The organism is Candidatus Enterovibrio altilux, from assembly GCF_002381345.1.
GTDB classification, from domain to species: Bacteria; Pseudomonadota; Gammaproteobacteria; order Enterobacterales; family Vibrionaceae; genus Enterovibrio; species Enterovibrio altilux.
Genome location: NZ_CP020660.1, coordinates 1,095,569 through 1,121,010, shown reverse-complemented (window position 1 = coordinate 1,121,010; position 25,442 = coordinate 1,095,569). Strand labels below are relative to the sequence as shown.

The following is a 25,442-nucleotide window of genomic DNA, read 5'->3' as shown; positions in this document are numbered from 1 at the left end:
TCTACAGGGCATCAATTTATAAAGTAAATTGTACCTAAATAAAAACAAGATCACATTGGCTCTGCGCACATTAAATTACCATTTTCAATTCAAAATAAAAAAATTACATGAAAGATAAAATAACTAAAACGCCCAAATATTTTGATTACATATGATGGTGGTGGTAGCGATGGTATCACCTCAGCTAATCAGGCAGCAATATATGGTCAAAGGTAGCAAACATTGAAGCGCACCACTTAGGAGGCACTTGCGTAAATGTAGGCTGTATACCTAAAAAAATAATGTTATATGGCGCTCAAATTATAGGAGTAATCAAACTATATAGCTCTGATTACGGCTTCAATACCACATTGCATAAATTCGACTGGACAACATTGATCACTAATCATCAAGTGTACATAGACCGTATTCATACTTCTTACAAACGCATATTACGCAAAAATAAAATTGAAGTTATCAATGGCTTCGCCAAATTTGTTGATGCAAAAACAGTTGAAGTTAACGGTAAACACTATATTGCTAACAACATTTTACTTGCTGTGGGTGGTGAACCACCCATTCCAAACCTATCAGGCTCAGTACATGGTATCGACTCAAATGATTTTTTTAAGCTCAATGAGCAGCCTAAGCGCGTGGCTGTGATCGGCGCAGATTACATTGCAATCGAGATCGCAGGTATATTCAATGCACTGGGCACTGACACGCACCTGTTTGTTCGTAAAAAATCTCCGCTTCAAAACTTCGCTCCAATGATTATTAACGCACTGGTTGAGGGATACAGGCAGAAGAACCTCACCTACACACGCATTCCACACCAAAAAAGTGATGAAAGAAATAGATGGTTCTGTGAGGCTTCATTGTGAAGCTGGCAGCGCACACAATACTGATTTACTGATGTAGGCAATCAGCCGTAACCCAACCACAAGTAAATTTTAATTTAGAAGCCACTGGCGTTAAAATCAATTCGTGTAACTATATCAAAGTGGATTAATTCCAGAATACTAAATGTATCAGGCATTTACTGCTTCGGGGGACATTATGGAAAGCAGTGTAGTGCTCACTCCTGTGGTGATGAAAGCGAACCGTCAACTTTCGGAACGTTTGTTCAATGGCAAACCTAACGCCAAAATGGATTACACACTAATCCCAACTGTAGTCTTCAGCCATCCACCTATCGGAACCATTGGCCTGACAGAGCAAGAAGTAAAAGCGCAATACAGAGAAAAAAACATTAAAGTATATGACTCTAATTTCACTGCTATGTACACTGCAGTCACACAGCACCATCAACCATGTCGCATGAAACTAATCTGCACAGGTAAAGAAAAAAACCGTTGTTGGCTTGCACAGTATAGGTTTTGCCGTAGACGAAATGCTCCAAGGCTTCGCGGTTACTATAAAAATGGGTGCAACAACAGCTGATTTCGATAACATCGTAGCTATCCATCCAACAGGATCAGAAGAGTTTATTACGATGTATTAAACATTAATTATATTATCATAAAAATTTTTTCTCCAAGATAGAGAGGCACTAAATTAAAAAATAATTCGAGGAGTATTGAGCCTAAGAAATTATAAGCTCGCATGACTAAACGTACGCAATGATAAAAACATTAACTAAGCTGAAACGATTGGTCTACACTTGTATGAGGAAACAAAGTCCTTTACCGACTGCAATCACTTTGACTAATAGTATAAGGTTTGATAGCTAATGGTGCTATCCACACAGAACTACTTGTTGCTCAATTACTGGTATCTAATGGGTGCTTTTATTCTTAATGCGTAACTTTCAGCTCCACCAGTGAAACGATACTATGTCAAAGTGTATAGCTTATTCATAACTTACTTTAGCTTACCTTTGCAGGTGATAACGACGTTTGCTCACGCGCTATGGCACGGTAGCCAATATCATCACGATAGAATATGCCATCCCAATTGATTCGTGATGCAAGCGCATAAACACGTTGCTGTGCGTCAAAAACGCTATCTCCCAGTGCTGTTACACAAAGTACGCGACCACCAGCGGTAACCACATGTCCATCTTTCTCTACAGTACCAGCATGGAATACCTTTGCATCTTCTAGTTCTGTGCTATTCAACCCTGAAATGATGGCGCCTTTTTTGTAAGATGCAGGGTAACCACTGGCAGCAAGCACAACACCAATTGCAGCACGTGAATCCCACTTCGACTCAACTGTATCTAGTTTGCCATCGATAGCCATTTGACACAACTCAATCAAATCAGATTGCAGGCGTAGCATAATAGGCTGGGTTTCAGGGTCTCCAAAGCGACAATTATATTCAATTACTTTTGGTGTGCCGTCAGCCATAACCATTAAACCAGCATAAAGGAAGCCAATATAAGGATTACCTTCGGCAGCCATACCACGAACAGTCGGGTAGATGACTTCTTTCATTATGCGATCCTGAATTTCTTGTGTAACAACTGGCGCTGGACTATAAGCTCCCATACCGCCAGTATTTGGACCCGTGTCGGCATTACCAACGCGTTTGTGATCTTGGCTAGTAGCCATCTGTAACACGTTCTCACCGTCTACCATCACGATAAAACTAGCTTCTTCTCCATCAAGAAACTCTTCCACAACAACACAATGGCCAGCTTCACCAAATACATTACTTGTCAACATATCACTAATGGCTTCTTCAGCTTGTTCTAGCGTCATGGCTACAACCACACCTTTGCCTGCGGCTAAACCATCGGCTTTAACCACTATTGGAGCACCTTTTTCTCTAATATAAGCCAATGCAGGTTCAATCTCAGTAAAATTTTGGTAAATCGCAGAAGGAATAGCGTGTCGAGCAAGGAAATTTTTGGTAAAAGCTTTTGAACCTTCCAATTGCGCTGCCGCTTGTGTCGGCCCAAATATAGCAAGACCTTCAGCGAGGAACGCATCAACAACACCTAAGACCAGAGGTGCTTCAGGACCAACAATAGTTAAATTAATATTTTTTTCATTAGCAAATGCAACGAGAGCACGGATGTCTTCAACATCAATTGCTACGTTTTCAAGATTTGGTTCACGTGCCGTACCAGCATTACCTGGTGCGACAAAAACAGTATCAACATTTGGAGATTGTGCTACTTTCCATGCTAACGCATGTTCACGACCACCGCCACCAATAACAAGAACGTTCATCTAGATATTGACCTCATCCATTTAAAGCAACAGCTTACTCCTTAAAGAGTGATTCAGCATAGATCCACGAGGCATTAGGTAAAAGTACTTACTTGCATCTTAACGTTAATGCATCGCAAATTTTATATCAATGCCTAAAGTGACGCATACCAGTGAAAATCATTGCCATACCATGCTCGTCTGCCGCAGCTATTACTTCGTCATCACGCATTGAGCCCCCGGGTTGAATAACACACGTAATACCAGCGTCATCCGCCGCATCAAGGACATCACGAAATGGCAAGAAGGCATCAGATGCCATTACGCTACCTGCAATTTCCAAGTTCTCGTCTGCCGCTTTCATGCTAGCAATTTTTGCAGAATAAATGCGGCTCATTTGGCCTGCACCCACTCCAATGGTCATATTATTTTTTGCATAAACAATAGCATTTGACTTTACATATTTTGCTACTTTCCAACAAAATAGCGCATCACGCAGCTCTACATCTGTAGGTTGACGCCGAGAGACAACACTAAGATCATCCATCGACACCATCCCTTGGTCACGATCTTGAACTAGCAGCCCGCCATTTATGGATTTCACATCAAACCCAGTGGTTTGCGTCGACCATTCACCGCATATCAATAAACGAATATTTTTCTTCTTGCCAACTATTTTTGATGCCACAATAGACACTGAAGGTGCGATAATGACTTCTACGAATTGGCGATCAATAATGGCTTGTGCAGTTTTTACCTCTAGTTCACGGTTGAATGCTATGATACCGCCAAATGCTGACGTTGGGTCAGTGGCGTACGCACGATTATAAGCATCGAAAAGGTTATTACCAAGCGCAACACCACAAGGGTTTGCATGTTTTACAATAACACACGCTGGCTCAATAAACTCTTTTATACATTCAAGCGCTGCACCCGTATCAACTATATTATTGTAAGATAGTACTTTACCCTGAAGCTGTATCGTAGTTGAAATAGATGCTTCTTTTGGGGTGACTTCGGTATAAAATGCTGCTGCTTGGTGACTATTTTCCCCGTAACGTATATCTTGTTTTTTGATAAATTGTTGGCTAAACGTACGAGGAAATTTTGATTTTTCATCAGCTTTCTTGTTATCATCATAGAGTCGAATCATGGACTCAAAGTAGTTCGCAATCATACCGTCATAAGCAGCGGTGTGTTCGAACGCAGAAGTAGCAAGATCAAGTCGAGTTTTTAGGGTCAAAGAACCTTGGCTACTGGCCATTTCTGTTAGAACACGACCATAATCTGACACATTAACCACAATGGAGACATTTTGGTGATTTTTCGCTGCAGAACGAACCATTGCTGGGCCTCCAATGTCAATTGTATCCACAGCATCTTCTAACGTACAACCTGCTTGTGCAATCGTTTTTGCAAAGGGGTACAAATTAACGATAACCATGTCGATAGGAGAAATATCATGTGCAATCATCACTGCATCATCTGTATCACGACGACCTAGGATACCACCATGCACTTTTGGATGTAATGTTTTGACACGCCCATCCATTATCTCCGGAAAACCAGTGTAGTCTGAAATTTCTGTAACTGGTAATCCTTGTTCTGTTAAAAAACGAGCTGTTCCACCCGTAGATAAAAGATCAACACCTTGTTCCACAAGGGCTTTGGCAAATTCAACAATGCCGGTTTTATCAGATACACTAATCAGTGCACGACGAATTGAACGAGCATTTTCCATTGTTCTCATCTCTTTAACTGTGAGGCTAAAATCTTTAGTAAAATAACCAGATAATGAGTATTTTTCAAAGACCCAGACACAGTGAAACTTTACATTAAAATAAAAGATATTCTAATCTGAATTAAAAATTCAATCGATTACTTTTATGAATCTATCGTAGAATACCAAATTTTATTTTCTAAATCAGAGAATTAACTTATTAATCTACGCTCTGAACAGCTAGGATCACTCAAATATTAAGGTCTATAATGGGCTTAGTTTTCTAATTTGAATTCATATAGCAAACCCCAAGCATGATTTACTATGAGACAATCGCTTTCATCTTAGGCACGGCTAGTCCTGTCAACTTAATTAACGCTTTTATTATGGTATAAGTTTACTAATTTTAACATTATGATTCCTTAGGCTCAATGTCCTCCCTATAATTTTTTGATTCGAAACATTGCCGTCTCTGATAGGGAGCACTTATGGTAAATATGCATTGTTTTGCATTCTTTATTTGAACCTTATAACTTATGGTAACTGACCGCTAAATTACGCGGATGATCTTGTTTCAAAAAAATTATTTCTTTTCTTGGTGGAATGAGTGGAACCGTTCATTTAATACGAACGATTTCATAATATTGTCTGATTCGCAAGCACTACAAACTGATATTTTATTGATTTTTTGACGGGTCTGTTTGAGCAAATTAGGTAGCACTTCAACATCAGTGACATTGATGCACTTAATTCGAAAGCAATGATTGTATACGCATTTATATCTATTTCTATATGTCACTTGCACCAAACTCACCATTTCCCATCAGTGCTATACTTTTTTACCTTCTATTCTTCTTTGCTATAAATTTTGAGCCCTGTAGCATCAATGACTAAGTGCTGGATGCTTCCCTTATTTTTCGTCTTGAACGTGACGTTAACTATTTTGGCTCGCTTACTAATGCATGAATAATGAAGACATCACAATGGCAGTTGAACAAATATAAAAAACAAATTTAATTAACTCTTGTAGACCTCAATGGCATTGAAAATATGCATTTATCATGAGGGCAGCCGTAATGGCTAAATCACTAAATAAACAAAGTCCCTCATGATTACCCAGTTTAGTGTCATCCCATAGCAAAATGACTTATTCATTAATCCAGAATATGAGTGAGCCACTATTAAGTAAAGCTTGATTATACTGCTTCCAGTTAGTTATTCTGTAACGAAATTTATGCATAGACATGAATAATTAAGTTAACCTAGCTGTTTCAAATGTTGCTTGACAATTTAATTTCCTAATTTAGCAAATAAAATGGGTTACTATAAACGTTCCCTAGCAGAGACAGCAATGGTTTGAGTCAAGAAACTACTAAAAAGAACATCAAGCCTAAAGAATCATGCGGCTCAAATTAGCGAAACCTGCCATAATAAAAACGTTAAATAAGCTGACAGGACTAAACAGGTATAACACGAAAGCGATTGTCCCATAGTGAATCATGTTAAGATATGTTATCTGCACTCGAATTAGGAAACAAAGCCTGTGTATAAAGGCAGCGAAGTACGCTACTTTTATTCGTTAATGAACACTATGAGTAAGTCATTCAAAAATAAACGGCCTTTTTGTGTGACTTGCCAGTGGGTCTCTGTTTCACTAAGAAGATCCTGTTTCAGGGCATTATCGACGGCTGTTTGAATGACATTCAGTGCTAAGCCAGTGCGAGCATTGAAGTCTTTTTTGGGACATGCCTCGACTAATCGAAATCTGTTCATAAAAAATTCTAATGGTAGTTCATTTGTCTCTACTATATGCAACTCACTGCGGTATTCTTTTTCATGGTTGAGATACCCGCGTGGATACTTCACTTTTACTGTTCGATGTACAGTACCCGAACTGTCTGTGATTTTGCCATGAGCACCACAACCAATGCCAATGTAGTCTCCAAAACGCCAGTAATTCAAATTATGTTGGCATTGATAACCAGGTTTACTGTATCCAGATGTTTCGTATTGCACATACCCCGCATCGGTAAGCAGCGCATACCCTTGTTCGAAAATATTCCACAAGTCATCATCATTAGGTAATGTTGGCCGTTTAGAATAATATAATGTATTTGGCTCTATAGTAAGCTGGTACCACGAAAGGTGAGGCGGGTCGAGTGCAATCGCTTGTTTTAGATCATCTAGCGCACTATCGATAGATTGAGCTGGCAAGCCATGCATCAAATCGAGATTAAAGCTGTTTAATCCAGCTTCATGAGCCAGTTTAACAGCACGCTTTGCTTCTTCAGAGTCATGGATACGGGCAAGAAGTTTGAGCTGTTGGTCATCAAAACTTTGTATGCCAATGGAAATTTGGTTTATGCCAATACTTCGATACGCAATAAATTTATCTGCCTCAATGGTACCAGGGTTAGCCTCCATAGTGATTTCAATGTCGTCTTTAAGCGAGACCTGTGCGTTAATGCCAATTAATAACCGTGAAATTTCTTCTGGAGACATCAAGCTTGGCGTACCACCACCAATAAAAATTGAGTGTAACTCGCGTTCGCTAGCGCCATTAAAGTACGCAAGGTCAACGTGCAAATCATCAAGCAGTGCATTAATGTAGTTATGCTCCGGTATGTCGCCTTTTAAAACGTGCGAATTAAAATCACAATAGGGACATTTATGCACACACCATGGAATGTGAACATACAAGCTCAGTGGAATTGTTGTATCTATATTGCAGTCAGACATAAAAAAATTACTTCATTATTTTATCAATTGCAGCGAATAGGACATGCAATGCTTGGTCACGGTGAAAAAGTAGTGTTTTTGTTTCAAGCTTAATGTTTGTTCATACACATCCTTGTCCTTCAAACCAAACCACAAAGTAATAATCGAAGTCATGAAAACCGAGTGTTTCACGTGCAATGATGTTTTTAAATATTTCATGGCAACTAATAGAATAAAGGCATCAGCGTAATACATGCACACCAACACGCAATGAAAAAACGCGCTAAGACTTTTATCGGTGCATCAGTCACATTCGCTAGTCGACTTCCCATACTTACGCGGATGTTCCTGTCTTCCCTTGCATAACGTGACTATATATGTCTGGTACGTCCTTTAAGTCATCCATTTCCAAGTCTGAGTTATCAGCAATAACCAACCAACCAGCTGCTTTTACTGCGTGACGTACTTTTAACATACTGTTGTCGATGTATATTTTATTAGTTCTTCTACATCAACAGTGCTAAATTTATTTTGTGCGACTCGTTAAAACTGAAGTTTTGTGGAAAGTCTACCATCTCTTTTGTTTTACTGAAGTTACTTATGGTAAAAACCACTTATTCTCACGTATGTACTCTCATTCACTTACGACTCACCCATAAGCTCATTATGTTTAAAATTGGAATGTTACCACCATAAAATATATAATTACATTGAATCGCTATGATATCCGATTATGCTTCTCTGTTATTTCCCTTCTAGCTGGGCTTTGTTATCTCTTAAGCTCCATATCTCTTTCAAAAAATTTTTAACTCAAAACATTTCCGTCTCTGATAAGAAAAATTTATGGCAGCCATACCCCGTTTTTCAATGCTAATTTGAACCGTATAACTTCTGGTAACTGACCGCTAAATTACGCAGATAACCGCGTTCCCAACAAGTACGCCTTTTTTGATGGGATGAGTGGAACCGTTCGTTTAAGGCGAACGGTTTCGTAATATTGTCTAGTGTTGTGAGCACCCTAAACTGATATTTCATTCATTTTTTTGTGGGTCTGTTTGAGGCAGTTAGGTAACACTTTACCGTCAGTCACATTTGATACACTTAACCCAGCAGCAATGATTTCATGCGCACTTATCTCTGCCGCTAAACATAGCTTACGCCAGACTCGCCGTTTTCCATCAATACCATGCTTTTGTACTTTTCATTCTCCTTCACTACAGACTTTGAGCCCCATAGCATCAATGGCTAAGTGCTGGATGCTTCCCTTATTCTTCGTCTTGAACGTGACGTTAACTATTTTGGTTCGCTTACTAATGCATGAATAATGAGGACATAACAACGGCAGTTGAGCAAATGTAAAAACAAAATTAATTAATTTTGCAGACCTCAATGGCATTGAAAATAAGCATTTACCATGAGAGCCGCCGTAATGGCTAAGTAACTAAATAAAACGAAGTCCCTTATGATTACCCAGTTTAGTCTAACTCCATAGCAAAATGACTTCTTCATCAATCCAGGATATTAGTGAGCCACGCTTGAGTAAAGCTTGATTGTATTAAGTTCAGTTAGTTATTTTGTAACAAAGATTCTTCATAGACTTGAATATTTAAGTAAAATTAATTTTTTAAAGTGTTGATTGATAATTTAGTTTACTTATTTAAAAAATAAAACCGGTTACTACAAGCGGTCCCTAATAAAGACAGAAGTGGTTCGAGTCAACAAACTACTGGGAGGGATATTGAGCCTAAGATAGCACGCAACTTAGATTAAAAAAACAAAGCCATTTACGAATACACATCGCATTTTTAGTGGGTACATTACACTAAACTCAGTTCATGGAGTACATGACTCAAAAATACGTTTCACCTGTGGGTGAGTAACAAAACCTACTACGTCATACACTTTTGTCAATGTCATGACAGCCCTTATAGAAGCTTTTTCTGCACCCGTTTTCATTACCTGATCCAAATACGCACGATCTTGACGGAACGCAGCGTAACGTTGTTGTACAGGTTCAAGCATCGCAATAACCGCATCGGCAGTATCTGTTTTCAAGTGCGCATACATTTTATCAATATAATCAGCTTCAATCTCTGCAAACGTTTTACCCGTGGCTACGGACAGCAAACTCATTAAATTTGCAACACCAAGTTTATTATCGATATCAAACAGTATCCGTGGTGGTTTTTCAGAATCCGTTATGGCACGCTTAATTTTCTTAGCAATAGACTTAGGATCTTCAAGCAAACCAATCACATTATTACGATTGTCGTCAGACTTCGACATTTTTTTAGCCGGGTTTTGAAGGCTCATCACACGCGCGCCTACTGATGGAATATACGGTTCTGGCACGATAAATATATCACCATAAATACTATTAAAACGGTTCGCAATATCACGCGCAAGCTCAATATGTTGTTTCTGGTCATAACCAACTGGTACTTTATTCGCCTGATATATCAGGATATCTGCAGCCATCAATACAGGGTAGCCGAATAAGCCCACATTAATATTTTCGGCATGCCGAGATGATTTATCTTTAAACTGAGTCATACGATTAAGTTCACCCATTTGGGTATAACAACTCAATACCCAACCAAGTTGCGCATGCTCTGGTACGTGAGACTGGATAAATAAATTACTTTTTTCTGGCGTTATACCAACAGCCAGGCAAAGTGCTAGCGAGTCAAGTGTATCTTTGCGCAGCCTCTCTGCCTCCTGGCGAACAGTAATGGCGTGCAAATCAACAATACAATATTGGCAATCATAGTCATCTTGCATTTGTTCCCACTGACGCAAAGCACCGATGTAGTTACCAATACTGAGTGCACCTGACGGTTGAACCCCGCTGAGTACAATAGGTTTAGTCACTGAATTACTCATATTTTGCTATTTCCATTAATAGAGAGACAGCTAGCATGACTACACGCCGGCTATGCATATTTAACCAACGTAAAAGGCTTAATTGACGCTATTGTTTCGATACGGAAAACCTTTAAAAACTGATCACAGTGATTTGCTACTACGTCTAAAACTTCATTATGAATAAGTCACCATAATTATACTCACAAATCGGGCCTATAGCAAACATACGGCTCTGTTTCTTAATTCAAGTTCAAATAACACATTTCAACATGATTAACGATTAAACAATCGCTTTCGTATTAGGCATATCTAGCCCGGTCAGCTTATGTAATGCTTTCATTATGGCGTACGATTCGCTAATCTGAGCATTATAATTTCTTAAGTTCAATGTTCCTCAAAGGAATTTGTTGACTCGAAACATTGCCGTTTTTGATAGGGGACGTTTATGGTAACTATACCTCGTTTTAACATGCCGATTTAAACCGTATCATTTCTAGTAGCTGACCGTTCAATTGCGCGAATAACCTCGGTTCCCAAACATTGCTTCTTTTCTTAGTGAGTTGAGTGAAATCATTCGTTGAATACGAATAGTTTCGTAACATTATCTGGTGTCGTAAGCACCATTAGTTAATATTTCATTGATTTTACTGAAGGGCTGTTGGAGCAAGTTAGGTTGCACTTCACCGCTAATCAAACTTGATACACTCAACTCAACAGCAATGATTTCATATGTATTTATATCTACTCTCAATGTAACTTGCGCCAAACTCACCATTTTTCATCAGTGCTATGCTTTTTTACTTATCATACGCATTCATCGTAAACTTTGAGTCCTGTAGTCTCAATAGCTAAGTGCTGGATGGTTTCTTTAGTCATAGTCTTGAACGTGACGTTAACCTTTTCTCGCGCTTGCTAATGCATGCATAGTGAGAGCATAACAACGATGATTAAGTAAATTTAAAAACAGAATTAATGAATCCTTGCAAACGCCTCAATGGCATTGAAAATACGCATTCCACTATGCGGGGCGTCGTAATGACTAAATCACTCAATAAACGAAGCCTTTTATTTTTACCTGCTTAGTTTGATTCCATAATCAAATATTTAAGTTATCCTAGATGTATAGAGTTTTGAGTAAAAATTTAGTTCTCTTATTTAGAAAATAAAAGCTCTTTATAGCCCAAATCTAAATTCGATAGGATACTTATGAAAGACAATAAGTTTCTAAACGTCTAGAAAAACTTATAACATTAAGATGTTTCAGCCTGCATCTTTAAGTTAATTCAGCATAAGTTGCGCTGCTCAATGGTACACTTGCAGAGTGACCAGCCGAAGATCTATCATTCAAAGGTTCATAACTACACATGCAATACGTACAAATAATCTCAGTTGATTTTGAGCGGGTGATGCTAGCTAATTTTCTGCTATCATTTCCCACCGTTGATCGTAATAATTGAATTATGGAGACATTCCTATGCGACGTCCACTAGTAATGGGTAATTGGAAACTTAACGGTAACAAAACAATGGTAGCAAAGCTTATTAAAAACCTTGCAACTGGATTAAATGGTGTTGAAGGTGTTGATGTTGCAATCGCACCTCCTGTCATGTACTTAGATCTAGCAGAGCAACTTCTAGGCAAAGCTGAAAGCAAAGTCACTCTGGGTGCACAAAACGTTGACATTCACCTAAGTGGAGCATTCACTGGTGACATTTCTTTAGAGATGCTAAAAGACTTCGGTGTAACCCACATTATTATCGGTCACTCAGAGCGTCGCGAATACCATAAAGAATCTGACGAGTTCATTGCAAAAAAATTTATTCTTTTAAAAAAAAACGGTCTGATTCCTGTTCTATGTATCGGCGAATCTGACGCACAAAACGCAGCTAACGAGACACTAGCTGTATGCGCACGTCAATTAGATGCGATTATTAACATTCAAGACGTAAGAGTACTACATGGTGCTATTATAGCATACGAACCAATCTGGGCTATCGGCACAGGTAAAGCAGCAACAGCTAAAGAGGCACAACGTATCCACGCAGCAATACGCGCATATATTGCAGAGAAGAGTGAAGATGTGGCGCAAAATGTCATTATCCAATATGGGGGATCTGTTAAGCTAGAAAACGCAGCAGCATACTTCGCACAACCAGATATCGACGGTGCATTGATTGGCGGAGCAGCACTGAACGCTGAAAGCTTCGTGAGCATTATAAAAGCAGCAGCTGATACAAAAAATTCATACTGATTTAAATAAATCTTTGAAAACAGCACATCAAAAAGGAAGTGCTAGCACCTCCTTTTTGGATATGTATTAAATCCATTGAACGCAGTGTCATCATGGCAAACTTTATTAATTTAATAATACAAATGACTTAGTCATTCTGAGGCTTTGTTTTTTAATTTGAGTTCAGATAACAAATCTCAACATAATTCACTATTAAAAAATCGCTTTTATTTATAGGCATACCTCAGTAAGCGTTGTGATCCCTTAGACTCAATGCCCCCCTTGAAAAATTTTTAAATTTGAATGATTGCTGTTTTTAATAGAGAACATTTATGGTCACCATACCTCGTTTTACAATGCTGATTTGAGCTATATAACTTATGGTAACGGACCGCTAAATTACGCAGATAACTTCGTCCTAAAAAAGTTGCTTTTTTTCTCAGTATGACGAATGGAATCAGTTTGTTGAATACGAACGGCTTCGTGGTATTATTGTCTAGTATCATATGCATCATCGCCTAATATTTCATTGATTTTTCAACGGGTCTATTTGAGCAAATTAGGCAGTCTTTTACCATCAGTTACATTTGATGCACTTAACTTAGCAGCAATAATTTAAGGCGTATTTATATTCATTACCAAATGTAACTTACGCTAGGCTCGACGTTTTTACCGTTTGTGCAATATTTTTTTACTTTTCATTCGCCTTCACCATAAACTTTGAGTCCCATAGCATCAATGGCCAAGTGCTGGGTGCGTTTTTTATTCTTCGTCTTGCACATAACGTTAACTGTTTTAGCTCGTTTACTAATGCATAACTAGTGAGAGCATAACAATGATAGTTAAGCCAGTTGACAAATAGAATTAATACATCCTTACAAACATTTCAATGACATTGAAAATACTCGTATAATCATGAAAACCATTGTAATAATTTAATAGCTAAATAAATGTGAGTCTCCCATGACTACCATGATTTAAAAAATAAAGCCATCTGACACTGCCATTTTTGCAATATATTCGCTTACACGTTTCTGTCTTTCATGATTAAGGTAAAGACCAAGCTTGGTTCGACGCCACAGCAAATCTTCAGCTTCGACAACATACTCTGCTGCCATCAAGTAATCAATCTCGCGTTGCGATAAACTTGCCCCAAAATCGTATCCAAGATCGCTTTGCGATGTCGCGTCTGATATCCATACCCACACTCGGCTCCCATATGTCGTCGCAAGGCGGTGGATCATAAAACTGTCCATCCATGGGAAGGTTTTCGCCAACATATCTTCCACATCAGCAAATGACGAAATTTTTTCGCCTCCTGGCAAAACCTGCTCAGCCGTCCAAGTTCCACCCATATTAGGAAAAAATGGCTGCATCTTTTTCAACGCAGCATCAGCAAGCTTACGATAGGTTGTGAGTTTGCCACCAAAAACAGAAAGTATAGGTGCAATACCGTCATTATCATCAAGCTCTAAAGTATAATCTCGGGTTATTGTTTGAGGTGAATTAGATTCATCATCACACAAAGGCCTCACACCACTGTAAGCCCATACCACATCCTCCGTCGATATCTGTTTTTTAAAATTTTGATTGTACACATCCAACAAATATATAGTTTCACTATCGTCGATCTCTACTGCACGTGGATCACCATAGTATTCCATGTCTGTCGTACCAATGATGGAAAAACGATCGAGATAAGGGAGCACAAAAATAATACGACCATCTTCATTTTGCAGAATATAAGACTGAGGTTCGTGATGCACACATGGCACAATAATGTGGCTTCCTTTGATCAAACGAATACTACGAGGTGAAGTCAACGAGCTACTTTTATCAAAAAACTGTTTCACCCAAGGCCCTGCAGCATTCACCAGTACTTTGCTAGTACGACTGAATCTCGTTGTACGAATACTGTCGAAGATATCAACATGCCAATGCCCATTTTTACGTTCAACATGCTCAACCACACAACGGTTACGAACTTCTGCGCCACGCTCCTGCGCGTCCATTACATTCAAAATTACTAGTCGCGCATCGTCAACCCAGCAATCTGAATATTCGAAGCCTTTAGTTATCGTCGGTTTTAGTACAGAATTTTGACCAAATGATATACTTTTGCTTGCAGGTAATGTGATGCGCTTCCCAAGGTTATCATAAAGAAACAAACCGATACGAATCATCCATGCTGGACGAAGATGTGGGAGATGAGGTAAGCGAAAGCGCATTGGCCATGCAAGAAATGGCGCTTTTTTTAACAATATCTCACGTTCGGCCAATGCTTCAATCACCAACCGAAACTCATAATGTTCGAGATAGCGCAATCCACCATGGATAAGCTTAGAACTTGCCGATGATGTTGCCGAAGCGAAATCTACAGCTTCATATAGGCCAACACTTAACCCTCTACCTGCCGCATCTACTGCGATACCTGCACCATTGATGCCACCACCAACAACAATAATATCCAAATTTTTGCCTGTCATCTATTTCTCACTTTTTTATCAGGCACTGCCTTTTTATACACAACGCATTAATATGCTCAATTCAAAAAAACACATTAAATACAATACTCCTTAGGATATAAAATGCGTATTCACGAACATTGTATCGTAGAAAAACACTCTGCCCAGTTAACATTAGGTCACAAGACACATAAATCTTAGTCGAACAAGATTTTTAATTGAAATGACTCCCAATAGTTGAACAGCCAATTGCTGGAGATTTTGATCCAGATATAGCAAACAACTAAGGTTAAGTATTGTACAATACTACGTTAATGGTGACTTTGTTTCCTCAATCATAGAACTAAATTTTCAATCACATCTCAAACAACTAGAATCACTTAAATATTCCGGCCTATCAACATGCTTTGCTACAAAACAACAAACGAGATACAGTCTAATCAAATTTTAACCGATCGTGGTTCACTAATATTCTGAATTAATGAAGAAGTTATTCAGCTATGAAATCAAGCTAAGCAGGGTAGTCATGGGAGACCTCATTTATTTAGCGACTTAGCCATTACGACGGTCCTTATAATTAAATACGTTTTTCAATGCCATTGAGAGATTTACAAAAATTCATTACTTCTGTTTTTAAACTCACTCCACTGCCATTATCATGCCCTCACTGTTCATGTCTTAGCAAACGAACCAAAGCGGTTAATATCACGTTCAAGACAAAGAATAAAGGAAGCACACAGCACTTAGTCATTCATTCTGCGGGGCTCAAAGTTTACAGTGATGGAACACGAAAGTGAAAAAAACATAGCATTGATAGAAAACGTCGAGCCTGGCGCAAGTTACATTTAGTAATAGATATAAATACACATAAAAATCATTGCTGCTGAGTTAAGTGCATCAAATATGACTGACAGAAACACGCTACCAAGCTTACTCAAGCAGACACGCCAAAAATCAATGAAATATAAACCGATGATGCGTACGGCACCAGACAATGTCACGCGTAATTTAACGGTCAGTTGCCAAAAGCGATACGATTTAAATCAATATTAAAAATGAAATATGATTACTATAAACGCTCCCTAGCAGAGACAGCAATGTTTCGAGTCAAAAACTACTTGGAGGGACATTAAGCTTAAAAGACATAATACTCAAATTAGCCAAACTTACACCCTGATAAAAGCGTTACATAAGCTGATCAAGCTAGATATGTCTAAAATAAAAGCGATTGTTTAATCGTCAATCATGTTGAAATTGGTTATATGACTTTAAATTATGAAACAAAGCTATTCAACTCTGGAATTAAACTAAATAGCATAATCACAGAAGACCTAGTTTACTTAGCAAGTTAACCATTACAATGACTTACTGAATGGCTACACGAGTATTTTCAATGCTATTGAGAAGTACACAAGGATTCCTTAATTCTGTTTTTTAATTTGTTCAACTACCGTTATCATGCTCTCACTATTTATACATGAGTAAGCGAGCCAAAACGGTTTATCTCGCGTTCAAGATGAAGACTCAAGGAACCATCCTACGTTTGGTCATCTATCCTACGTGGCTCAAAGTCTATAATAGCGGCAAACTGTAAGTAAAAAAGCATCATACTGATGGAAAACGGCAAGTTTGACGCAAGTTACATTTAGTGATAAATATAAATAAGCATAAAATCATTGCAGCTAAGTTCAGTGCATCAAATATCACTGACGGTAAGTGCCACCTCACTTATTCAAACAGACACACCGAAGAACCAATGTAATATCAGACGTTGAAGTTTACTACACCAGATAATGTTACTAAACCTGTCGTGTTAAACAATTGATTCCACTCATCCCACCGATAAAAAAAGCAATTTACTGGAAGCGAAATCGTTCGCATAATTTCGCGCTCAGTTGCCAAAAATTATACAGCTCAAATCAGCACTTGAAAACACAGTATAGTTACCATAAACGTTTCTTGTAAGAAACGGTAATGCTTTTTTAAATACTTAAATCAAAATTTATCATTTAATTTATTAATTATGCGCAGTTCAGAGATTGAATTAAGAGAGATTTTCTGCCGCGACCATCAAAGCTGGAAATTCATCTTTTGTTAAATGAAGGGCTAACACTTTCAAAGATTCTCCTAACTGCTTGTCATTGAAAGCACAAAGATTTATATGTCCTATTTTTCTGCCTAAGCGCGGTTCTTTATCATACCAGTGTACATGGGCAATCGACATGACACTTATAGGCACTGTAGCTTCACCAATAATATTGATCATAGCTGTTGGACGAATGCGTTTTGTACTACCTAGAGGCAGGCTACATACGGCACGTAAATGATTTTCAAATTGACAAATTTCAGCACCTTGTTGTGTCCAATGTCCTGAATTGTGAACGCGCGGAGCGATCTCATTAACCATCAAGGTACCACTCACGTCGAAAAATTCAATTGCAAGAACACCAATATAGTTAAGTGCAACTGCAATTACTTCAAACATTGCTTCAGCCTGTGCTTGAAGAGCGGTATCTTCGCTAGCAGACACTGACACGTTTAAAACACCATCAACATGAATGTTTTCGGTGAGTGGATAAATTGCAATGCTTCCATTTTGACTACGTGCACCAATCAAAGAAACTTCGCGATGAAACTTAACAAACTCTTCAGCAATAATGTATTGGCGCTCAGTTTTGTGAGAAGCTGCCAAAAATTTTACAATGTCTTGCCAAATAATGTCGGCGTACGCAGGAGTTTTTAAACGCCATTGGCCTTTACCGTCATATCCACCAAAGGCGCTTTTCAAAACCATCGGTAAGCTCATGTTGGCGACGGCAACATCAAAGTCATCCCTATTTGCAATAATCTGATATCGCGCGTTGTTTACGCCTAATTTGTCGAGTAGTACTTTTTCTTTACACCTATTACCACCCGCTAAAATGGCCTCTTCCCCTGGATAAAATTTACCACTCGCCTGACAGATATTGAGTATGTCTGGCGCAATATGCTCCAACTCGGCGGTAATTACATCAACATTTGCAATGCCGTATTCTAAATCGTGACTAAATACTTCACGTGTCACCGGATGCACTAGGCTCTCTGTCTGTACATCGTAGGCTATGATTTTTATATTTAGTGGGGCACCCGCAAGTGCCATCATGCGCGCTAACTGTCCTGCACCCAGAATTAATACTTGCATGATTACTCTACAGATGGGTCTGAATTTGCCAAAACAATGTCCGTTTGTTTTTGACGAAAAGCATCGATTTGAGCAAAAAGTACGTCATCGCCTATCGCAAGAATTTGTGCGGCCAGCAAGCCTGCGTTTGCTGCGCCGGCATCACCGATCGCTAGGGTACCAACTGCAATGCCTTTTGGCATTTGTACGATGGAAAGCAATGAATCCATACCTTTTAGTGCTCTAGATTGCAATGGTACTCCAAGAACTGGAAGGCTAGTGAAAGCAGCAGTCATACCCGGAAGGTGTGCTGCGCCACCAGCACCAGCAATAATAACTTTAATCCCACGTAACGCTGCATCATTAGCATACTCTACGAGCAATTGTGGGGTTCTGTGTGCAGAAACCACTTTGATTTCATAGGCTATGTCAAAATAATTTAGCATATCTGCTGCATTTTTCATGGTGGGCCAATCGGACTTTGAGCCCATAATGATGCCAACTTTCATAACTACTCCTGTAGCCGCCATGTATTGCGTGGAAAAATAAGTATGTAAAATACCATATCAGCTTATTTAATAATGTTATTGTTACGTGACTTCCATGTTCCTCCAAGTAATATTTTTACTCAAATTATTACCATGATTAATAAAAATATTTATAATAATTATATTTTATTTTATTATGCTTATTTAAACCGTATAACTAATGGTAACTGACCTTTAAACTGCGCTAATATCTTCGTTTTCAAAAAACTGAGAACTTGCTTGGGGAAATGAAGGAGCCTCGTGCTTAACACAAACGACTTCGTAGTATATTGTACATTATGCCTGATAATTTCATTGCTTATTCGGTAAGTCTATTAAACAAATTAAATAGACTTAAATTACCAGTTACATTAGATACATTTAACTCGACTACAATCATTTTATACGTATTTATATCTACTACCAAATGTAACTTATATTAAATTCAACATTTACTCTCAGTGCTATGCTTTTTTTACTTGACGTTCACTTTTACCGTAAATTTTAAGCCTTATAAAATAAGTGCTAGATGATTCCTTTAATATTCACCTTTAACGTAACATTAACTATTTTAACGCGCTTGCTCATGCACGAATAATGTGAACATAGCAACGACAGTTAGATAAGCTTAAACACAGGATTAATGAATCCTTCATACTTTTCAATAGTATTGAAAATACTAATTTAATCATGAAAATTATCGTAATGGTTTAGTCATTAAATAAACGAGATCACTCACAACTACTCTACTTAACTTAATGCCACAATTGAATAGCTTTTTCATTAAGCCAAAATATTATTAACCACGATTAATTAATCCTTACTTATACTTATACTTATACTTATACTTCGAATATAATACACCTATTTAATGCATATACCAATAATTTTATTGCGTATTTCCGGTGCTTTTTAGTAGCCGAGCATTTTTTTGTCGAGCCCTTTCAAGTGAATATTCATGGTTAAATTTTTTCTTCATGTTTGCATATGAAATTTACGAAAAATGTATTTATTTTCGGAAAGGATATTGTACACATTAAAATTTTTTGTGCACAAAAAAGCAAGGTTAAATATAAATAATTGATGGAAAAAATAAGTTAAATATTTTAACATGGTACCATAATACGGCTTTGTTTCCTAAATCAGAGAACTAAATTATTAATTTACGTTCTAAACTGCTAGGCACGTAAATATTGAGATCTATAGACAAACTTCGCTACAAAACAACTAACTGGAAGCAATATAATTAAACTTTAATCAATCATAGCTCACTAACATTTTGGATGAATGAAAGAACTATTCAGTTATGGAATCAAACAACATAGGGTAATCATGAAAAACCTTATTTATTTCGCAACTTAGCTATTACGATGGCTCTCATTGCTAAATACGTATTTTTAATGCCATTAAGAATGTCTACAAGTATTCATACATTCTGTTTGCGAATTTGTTCAACTGCCGTTATTGTACCCTCACTATTCATGCATTAGCAAACGAGCCAAAACGATTAACGTCACGTTTAAAATGAAAATAAAGGAAGTATGCAGTACTTAGCCATTGATTTTTTAGCTAGAAGTCCATGGTGAAGACAAATGAAAAGTAATGTAGCATAGCACTGATGGGAAACGGAGAGTCTGGCACAAGTGACATTTAGCGGTAGATATAAATACGCATGAAATCATTGTTACTGAGTTAAGTACATCAAATCCAACTGACGGAAAAGCGCTGCCTATCTTACTCAAACAGACCCACCGCAACATCAATGAAATATCAGATAATAGTGCTTACGACACCAGACAATGCTACGAAACCATTCGTATGAAACGGGTAGTTCCATACACACCCCAAAAAACAACTTCTTGGGAACGACGTTACCCGCGTAATTTAGCGATGAGTTATCAAAAATTATACGGTTTCAATCAGCATTGAAAAACGAAGTATAGTTACCATAACTGCTACCTATCAGAGACAACAATATTTTGAATCAAAAAACTACTAAGAGAGACATTAATCTTAAGGGATCAGAATGCTCAGATTAGCGTAACTTACGCAGAATAAAAGCGTTAAATAGGCTGATAGAGCTAGGTCTGACTAACACAAAAATGATTGTTTAATCGTTAACCATGTTAACATTTACTATCTAAATTCAAATGCGGAAACAGAGCATCTTAAAATAAACCAAGCTGACTTATCAGCGCTTCAATTCAATCCAATTTTTCATCCACATAAGATTGAAGACCAGCACCTAATTTCTCGCCTCTCCCCAGACGATCCAATAACGCATGTAGTTGTACATTATTTTTTTACATTTCTCATTTTTGAGTCGCATTTAAGCTGCATACTTTTTTACCTGTTGCAGACTTAGGATACAACGGTGCTTCAACAACTAATGGGATTAATTTTTTGCTGCCCAAACGCTGATCTACTTTAGTCTTCGCTTGGTACTGCTGTTCACAGGTACTATCTGAATAACGTGTACCAGCTTTCAATCCCTTACAACGATTCGTACGCTTACGTGCCAGCGATGCAACATCATCTTTGCTCAGGAAAGACTCGAAGTGTTGAATGGTGCCTTCTGAACCAACTTTGCGTATTCTTTTTTTACGGGTCATTCGTTGTTCTTCCTTGATAAAATTACATTTTCTTCACAAAGCACACGTCAAAAGCATTACTAGCTGATAAATAGCAGAACGGTTCAAGACTAAAAAAAATTTATAGGAATTGGATAATTTTGTAATGCTAACGCTTAGATGCATCAACATTCATAATGCATTTAACCATCATAGTTAACCAGCCTCAACAACTGTCGACATCCTTGTTAAGCACATGAGAATACACATTTTTTCAGTGCATTCATACAATCGTATTGTATTGTGAATACCAATGTATTGGAGGTAAAATACGGGTCACAAACTTAAACATTATTCTTCAGCTCTGATAACATTATAATCAGAGTTGGATCGGAATAATACCCAAAGTTTACCCCCACAATAACACCTCACTAAGTTAATCTCTTAATTGCTCTATAATACGACGCTAGAATTAACATCTCTTTGATTATCCGGCATGTGTTCTACAGGACATGCTTTACTTTTAAGTCTTTGATGCTAGTAGCCTGGCAAAAACAGCGGAAACTAATACAAATATATATTCAACTCAAAATAATCATTCTATACTAGTTAAAAAAGCAAACAATCAACAAACATTGGAAGTTGCTAAACCAAAGTAGATGGTGAAAATATATCAAATAACAGGAAAAAAAGCACTGAACAAGGACAAAACATGTTGTTTGATAGCGTTTTAGTGAGCCGGATCTATCATTAGTAGAGCTTTGTTTCCTAGTTCTAGTTCATATAATAAAGCCCAACATGATTAGCTCCTAGACAATCGCTTACGCTCTAAGCATACTTAATCATGTTAGCTTATTAATGTTTTTATTATTGCGTAAATTTCGTCAATTAAGGCACCATAATTCCTTAGGTTAAATATCCCTCCGAATAATTTTTTGACTCGAAGCATTCTCGCCCTAATAGGTAATATTTATGGTTACCATACCTCGCTTTTCAATGCTGATTTAAGACGTATAGCTTTAAATTACGCGGATGATATTTTTTAAAAATTGTTATTTTGTGGAATGAAAAGCACTCCTCATTAGCCTGATATTTCATTGATTTTGTAGCGAAATCTCTTTAGGTAAGTTAAGCATCATCTCACCTTCAGTGCCATGCTTTCTTGCTTTTCATTCGTTTTCACCGTAAACTTTAAGCCCCGTAAAATCAATGGTTAAGTGCTGAATAGTTCCTTTAATCTTAGTCTTGAGCGTGGTATTAACCATTTGGAATCGCTTGCTAATATATATATAATGAGGGCGTGACAACAGCAGCTAAGTAAGTTAAAAAAATAAAATTAATAAATCTTTACAGATTCCTCAATAGCATTAACAATGCGCGTTTTATACATTAGAGCTGCCGTAATGACTAAGTTATTAAGTAAAGATGGTTTCCAACCAATGACTCTGCTTAGTTTGATTGCATAGCTGAATTACTGCTTCATTAATCCAAAATATTAGCGAATCACGATTATTTAAATCTTAATTGTACTGCTTCCTCTTGGTTGTTTTATAGTGAAACGAATTCATATAAGCCCCATATTTAAACGAGCCTAACTATTTGAAGCATAGATTAATAGTTAACTATCTATTTTAGAAAATCAAGCTTCAAAAATAAGACACCAGTTTACTTCTGCTCTGTAATGTGGAAAACATTTTCAATAAGACACCATCTAATGCGTATCAGTAAAGTTAAACACACTCTGTGAATAATTTCAATTTATATTCATTAATAGTGAATTGGCTGGGAAGAGTCTTCTGAAAGAGTCAGTACAGTTAATTTTTCATCAATTAAAACAGTGCGTTAAAAATAGACATTTACTAATGTGTATTTTTAAGTTAGCAAGCCCTTACCATCTATATAAAAAATATTGTACTATTTAAGATATTAATCAACGACTTTACCCACAAGGAAGCTGATGTGGATAACTCTGTTAAGAAGCACAATAAAATTGATGATCATAACCTTGCAAAAAATAATAAATGATTCAAGTGTTATGCGGCTAGCTCCCAGCTTAAAATTAATGCTTCACAGCATTATCCACAATAGCCTGCTATACTTCGCATTCAACTGGTGCATATATTGCGAAATATTAGAATTCACAAAACTATAAACTGTAAGACATTTGAAATAATATTCTATTTGCTTATCTAATATCACTTTGATTGAAGACGTTTACCTCGATTAAGAGGTCCGAATTATACAAATAAAAATTAAGGATGCAAACCTATAAACTAAATTTTTTTAAATTGATTACTTTTAGATTATATTTTGAAGATCATTTGTCGATAATATTTTAATTCTTCGATTGACTCTCGGATATCATTTAGAGCAAGGTGTGTCCCTTGTTTATTGAATCCATGTAACAGATCTGGTTGCCAACGACGAACTAATTCTTTAATCGTACTGACATCGACAGTTCGATAATGAAAGAAACGTTCTAAATCTGGCATGTATTTATCCAAAAAGTGGCGGTCTTTTCCCACGCTATTACCACAAATTGGAGACATACCGACGGGCACCCATTGCTGAAGAAAAGTAATGGTCTCTTTGATCGCTTGCTCTTCTGATACTGTGCTGGTTTTAACCCGCTCCAATAACCCATTTCGTGTGTGTGTGTTAGTACACCACTCGTCCATTATTGCTAATGCACGATCTGATTGATGAATTGCAAGGACTGGACCGTCAGCTAGCACATTAAGTTCAGCATCTGTAACAACAGTAGCAATTTCAATAATTTTATGAAACCGAGGGTCCAGTCCGGTCATTTCAAGATCAATCCAGATTAAATTTGTATCACTGAAAAACATTTAATTTACCTATCTTAAAATTAAACCATGTATCATACTTATTCTGACATAAAAGCTAACCAAACTAGCGATATTTTTGTGATAAAAAAAAAGCCACAAAAGGCCAATTACGCCAAGTACGGACAAACCAAAAAAAGAGTATGAATCGTCATCAAAAAGATGTCCAATGGAACAAATCTCTATTGGAGTCTGCCCGAGAAGGGGTTATTATAACTCGATTTGGACAGCATGCTGATGTTGAAGATCTTCAGACTGGCAACATCCACCGTTGTAACCTTCGTCGTACAATCAAAAGTTTAGTGGCAGGAGATACCGTTATTTGGAGACCAGGCGTGGGAACATTGCAAGGTATCGCAGGTGTAGTAGAAGTCGTTCATGAACGACGTTCCGCATTTATTCGGCCTGATTACTTTGACGGTGCAAGATTAGTCGCAGCTAACATTGATCAAGTAGTGATGGTTTCCGCAATATTACCCGAATTATCTACAAACATTATAGACCGTTACCTTATCGCTATCGAACAGGTATTATTGAAGCCCCTTATTGTCATTAATAAGATAGACTTTCTTTATGGTGAAAATATTGAAATAGTTAAAAATACTCTTAATGTTTACAAACAGATTGGTTATGATGTCATCATGGTTAGCCAAAGAACAGGCGAAGGTATGGTTGAGTTAATGCATTACCTTTCCGAAAGTACGAGTATTTTCGTCGGCCAATCTGGCGTAGGAAAATCAAGCCTTATAAATACATTGCTGCCTGAAGTAAATGCAGCAACATGTAAAGTATCTGACAATTCAGGTTTAGGTCAGCATACAACAACAACAGCTAGGTTGTATCATCTCCCTGATGGTGGTAACTTGATCGATAGTCCAGGCGTGCGAAAATTTGACTTATGGCATTTAGAGTCAGAACATATTGCTCAAGGTTTTGTCGAATTTCGTAACTACCTTGGTGGCTGTAAGTTCCGCGATTGTACGCATGGTGATGATCCTGACTGTGTGATCCGCGAAGCGGTTGAAGATGGAAAGATCAGCAAGGTACGTTTTGACAGCTACCACACAATTATCGACAGCATGTTAAAATTAAAAGCAAACCGTCAATTTTTACGTAATAAAAAAATTTGATAAAACCCTTTTAAACTACATCTGGCTAGCAGTCAGTTAATTTTGTAAGTTGATGCTATTTTTTATTTTAGTCT

The 25,442-nt window shown here is 37.5% G+C and carries 13 protein-coding genes and 9 pseudogenes; 5 read left to right on the top strand and 17 right to left on the bottom strand.

Annotated features, from left to right (window positions below; genetic code table 11):
- Positions 1 to 107: 107 nt before the first annotated feature.
- Positions 108 to 1,483, top strand: a pseudogene (gorA, locus tag BTN50_RS10410) (glutathione-disulfide reductase).
- Between the two features lie 364 nt (positions 1,484 to 1,847).
- On the opposite strand, the gene purD reads toward gorA, so the two are convergent.
- The 9 genes and pseudogenes from purD to BTN50_RS12235 form a co-directional block, all read right to left on the bottom strand.
- On the bottom strand, positions 1,848 to 3,158 hold the full coding sequence (purD, locus tag BTN50_RS04735; RefSeq protein WP_096619214.1) for a phosphoribosylamine--glycine ligase: 1,311 nt from the start codon (positions 3,156 to 3,158) through the stop codon (positions 1,848 to 1,850).
- 127 nt (positions 3,159 to 3,285) lie between these two features.
- Positions 3,286 to 4,878 carry a bifunctional phosphoribosylaminoimidazolecarboxamide formyltransferase/IMP cyclohydrolase gene (gene purH / locus BTN50_RS04730; protein WP_096619213.1) on the bottom strand — a complete coding sequence of 531 codons (1,593 nt, stop codon included), beginning with the start codon at positions 4,876 to 4,878 and terminating at the stop codon, positions 3,286 to 3,288.
- Positions 4,879 to 5,179: 301 nt separating this feature from the next.
- Positions 5,180 to 6,097 (bottom strand): annotated as a pseudogene (locus BTN50_RS04725) (IS5 family transposase).
- 332 nt (positions 6,098 to 6,429) lie between these two features.
- Positions 6,430 to 7,596, bottom strand: a complete 1,167-nt coding sequence (gene hemW, locus BTN50_RS04720) for a radical SAM family heme chaperone HemW (protein ID WP_096619212.1) — start codon at positions 7,594 to 7,596, stop codon at positions 6,430 to 6,432.
- 313 nt (positions 7,597 to 7,909) lie between these two features.
- A complete protein-coding gene (locus BTN50_RS10095; protein ID WP_256386985.1) occupies positions 7,910 to 8,062 on the bottom strand; it encodes a non-canonical purine NTP pyrophosphatase in 153 nt (50 codons plus the stop codon).
- Positions 8,063 to 8,388: 326 nt separating this feature from the next.
- Positions 8,389 to 9,130 (bottom strand): annotated as a pseudogene (locus tag BTN50_RS11100) (IS5 family transposase); the annotation flags it as partial.
- A gap of 278 nt (positions 9,131 to 9,408) precedes the next feature.
- On the bottom strand, positions 9,409 to 10,446 hold the full coding sequence (gene trpS / locus BTN50_RS04710; RefSeq protein ID WP_201260726.1) for a tryptophan--tRNA ligase: 1,038 nt from the start codon (positions 10,444 to 10,446) through the stop codon (positions 9,409 to 9,411).
- A 595-nt stretch (positions 10,447 to 11,041) separates the two neighbouring features.
- Entirely contained in the window at positions 11,042 to 11,206 is a 165-nt protein-coding gene (locus BTN50_RS12240) for a hypothetical protein (RefSeq protein WP_394336742.1), read from the bottom strand.
- Between the two features lie 181 nt (positions 11,207 to 11,387).
- Positions 11,388 to 11,504, bottom strand: a pseudogene (locus tag BTN50_RS12235) (transposase); the annotation flags it as partial.
- 410 nt (positions 11,505 to 11,914) lie between these two features.
- Between BTN50_RS12235 and tpiA the strand changes: the two are divergent.
- Entirely contained in the window at positions 11,915 to 12,691 is a 777-nt protein-coding gene (gene tpiA, locus BTN50_RS04700) for a triose-phosphate isomerase (protein ID WP_096619209.1), read from the top strand.
- 272 nt (positions 12,692 to 12,963) lie between these two features.
- Here the strand turns inward: tpiA and BTN50_RS09740 are convergent, their stop codons facing one another.
- The 3 genes from BTN50_RS09740 to glpD all read right to left on the bottom strand — a co-directional run bounded on the left by BTN50_RS09740 (position 12,964) and on the right by glpD (position 15,156).
- On the bottom strand, positions 12,964 to 13,182 hold the full coding sequence (locus BTN50_RS09740) for a hypothetical protein (protein ID WP_150137153.1): 219 nt from the start codon (positions 13,180 to 13,182) through the stop codon (positions 12,964 to 12,966).
- A 186-nt stretch (positions 13,183 to 13,368) separates the two neighbouring features.
- Entirely contained in the window at positions 13,369 to 13,482 is a 114-nt protein-coding gene (locus BTN50_RS12230) for a hypothetical protein (protein WP_394336778.1), read from the bottom strand.
- 165 nt (positions 13,483 to 13,647) lie between these two features.
- Complete coding sequence (gene glpD / locus BTN50_RS04690) at positions 13,648 to 15,156, bottom strand: glycerol-3-phosphate dehydrogenase (protein ID WP_096619207.1); 1,509 nt, start codon at positions 15,154 to 15,156, stop codon at positions 13,648 to 13,650.
- Positions 15,157 to 15,537: 381 nt separating this feature from the next.
- Between glpD and BTN50_RS04685 the strand changes: the two are divergent.
- Positions 15,538 to 16,371, top strand: a pseudogene (locus tag BTN50_RS04685) (IS5 family transposase).
- Between the two features lie 808 nt (positions 16,372 to 17,179).
- On the opposite strand, the gene BTN50_RS04680 reads toward BTN50_RS04685, so the two are convergent.
- Positions 17,180 to 18,316 (bottom strand): 5-(carboxyamino)imidazole ribonucleotide synthase, encoded by a 1,137-nt coding sequence (locus tag BTN50_RS04680; RefSeq protein WP_096619206.1) that lies wholly within the window; start codon positions 18,314 to 18,316, stop codon positions 17,180 to 17,182.
- Positions 18,317 to 18,318: 2 nt separating this feature from the next.
- Positions 18,319 to 18,804: a 5-(carboxyamino)imidazole ribonucleotide mutase gene (gene purE / locus BTN50_RS04675; RefSeq protein WP_096619205.1), complete on the bottom strand. Its 486-nt coding sequence runs from the start codon at positions 18,802 to 18,804 to the stop codon at positions 18,319 to 18,321.
- Positions 18,805 to 20,078: 1,274 nt separating this feature from the next.
- Here purE and BTN50_RS04670 point away from each other — a divergent pair.
- Positions 20,079 to 20,936 (top strand): annotated as a pseudogene (locus tag BTN50_RS04670) (IS5 family transposase).
- Between the two features lie 90 nt (positions 20,937 to 21,026).
- Here BTN50_RS04670 and BTN50_RS04665 read toward each other — a convergent pair.
- From BTN50_RS04665 to orn, 3 genes and pseudogenes are all read right to left on the bottom strand, one after another.
- Positions 21,027 to 21,434 (bottom strand): annotated as a pseudogene (locus BTN50_RS04665) (GTPase-activating protein).
- An 805-nt stretch (positions 21,435 to 22,239) separates the two neighbouring features.
- Positions 22,240 to 22,960 (bottom strand): annotated as a pseudogene (locus tag BTN50_RS12225) (transposase).
- A 735-nt stretch (positions 22,961 to 23,695) separates the two neighbouring features.
- Positions 23,696 to 24,241, bottom strand: a complete 546-nt coding sequence (orn, locus tag BTN50_RS04655; protein ID WP_096619203.1) for an oligoribonuclease — start codon at positions 24,239 to 24,241, stop codon at positions 23,696 to 23,698.
- Between the two features lie 83 nt (positions 24,242 to 24,324).
- On the opposite strand from orn, the pseudogene rsgA reads away from it, so the two are divergent.
- Positions 24,325 to 25,368: pseudogene (gene rsgA / locus BTN50_RS04650) on the top strand (small ribosomal subunit biogenesis GTPase RsgA); the annotation flags it as partial.
- Positions 25,369 to 25,442 lie beyond the last annotated feature (74 nt).